The sequence below is a fragment of the Paenibacillus sp. P4_E11 genome (assembly GCF_056401635.1).
The window spans coordinates 1-1,170 of record NZ_JBFUIX010000524.1 but is presented as its reverse complement, the minus strand read 5'-3'; the positions used below and the strand labels follow the sequence as shown (position 1 = coordinate 1,170).

Sequence of the window (1,170 nt, the reverse complement as noted above, 5' to 3'; positions counted from 1 at the left end):
AACTTCGAATTCAATACCGCTCTCTGGTACGATCTCAACCGGATGGGAATAACCTACGTTCAGAACCAGCTTCTCACCAGTTTTGTTAGCACGGTATCCTACGCCGACCAAGTCAAGGTTCTTGACGAAACCTGCTGTTACGCCGCTAACCATGTTATTGATTACGCTGCGAGTCGTTCCGTGAAGGGAACGGTGAAGCTTGTTGTCGGATGGGCGTTCTACGTTCAGTTCCGCACCTTCCACAACGATTTTCATGTCTTTATGCAATTCACGGGATAAAGTACCCTTAGGGCCTTTTACCGTAATCTTTGTGTTATCGAGCGCTACATCAACACCGCTCGGGATAGTAATGGTTTTACGACCAATACGAGACATTGTTGCACCTCCATTCTTACACGCTGTATATTACCAAACGTAACAGACGACTTCTCCACCGGACTTAGCTTGACGAGCGTCTTTATCTGTCATAACGCCGTGAGACGTCGAGATGATCGCGATACCCAAGCCTCCAAGGACTTTTGGTACCTCCTGGCTTTTCGTGTACACACGAAGACCTGGCTTGCTGATTCTTTTCAAACCTGTGATGACACGTTCGTTGTTCGGGCCGTATTTTAAGAAAATGCGGATTATCCCTTGCTTGCTGTCATCTACATATTCAGCGTCACGAATGAAGCCCTCTTTTTTCAAGATTTCTGCAATTTCCTTCTTGATTGTCGAAGCAGGAACTTCCACTGTTTCATGACGTACGATATTGGCATTGCGAATGCGTGTTAGCATGTCTGCAATAGGATCTGACATTACCATTTAGCGAACCTCCTTCCCGAAGTAGGGTTATTACCAGCTTGCTTTCTTTACGCCGGGAATCTGACCTTTGTAAGCCAGTTCACGGAAACAGATTCTGCAAATCTTGAACTTGCGCAGAACGGAATGCGGACGACCGCAGCGCTCACAACGAGTATAGGCTTGAACCTTGAACTTCGGTTGGCGCTGTTGTTTGACGATCATCGAAGTTTTTGCCACTGAACGTTACACCTCCGGTTTCCTAAGCATTTTGCTTACGATGTGCGTTTCAGGCGAAACGCTTTGAGTTTTGGTACTTATTTGACGAACGGCATACCCAATTGTGTCAGAAGCTCACGGGATTCTTCATCCGATTGAGCGGTTGTCACA

At 46.7% G+C, this 1,170-nt stretch carries 3 protein-coding genes and 1 pseudogene; all 4 read right to left on the bottom strand.

Features of this window, described 5'->3' with window-relative positions; translation table 11 throughout:
- Positions 1–375, bottom strand: a 375-nt coding sequence (locus tag AC1DWB_RS35715; RefSeq protein ID WP_477545800.1) for a 50S ribosomal protein L6, incomplete at its 3' end; no start/stop codon positions are given.
- 30 nt (positions 376–405) lie between these two features.
- Positions 406–804: a 30S ribosomal protein S8 gene (gene rpsH / locus AC1DWB_RS35710; RefSeq protein ID WP_477545799.1), complete on the bottom strand. Its 399-nt coding sequence runs from the start codon at positions 802–804 to the stop codon at positions 406–408.
- A gap of 30 nt (positions 805–834) precedes the next feature.
- Positions 835–1,020: a type Z 30S ribosomal protein S14 gene (locus AC1DWB_RS35705; protein WP_405461854.1), complete on the bottom strand. Its 186-nt coding sequence runs from the start codon at positions 1,018–1,020 to the stop codon at positions 835–837.
- A gap of 77 nt (positions 1,021–1,097) precedes the next feature.
- Positions 1,098–1,170: pseudogene (rplE, locus tag AC1DWB_RS35700) on the bottom strand (50S ribosomal protein L5); the annotation flags it as partial.

Excerpts from the sequence above, each read along its gene's own strand:
- rpsH (WP_477545799.1), bottom strand. The coding sequence starts at position 804 with ATGGTAATGTCAGATCCTATTGCAGACATGCTAACACGCATTCGCAAT.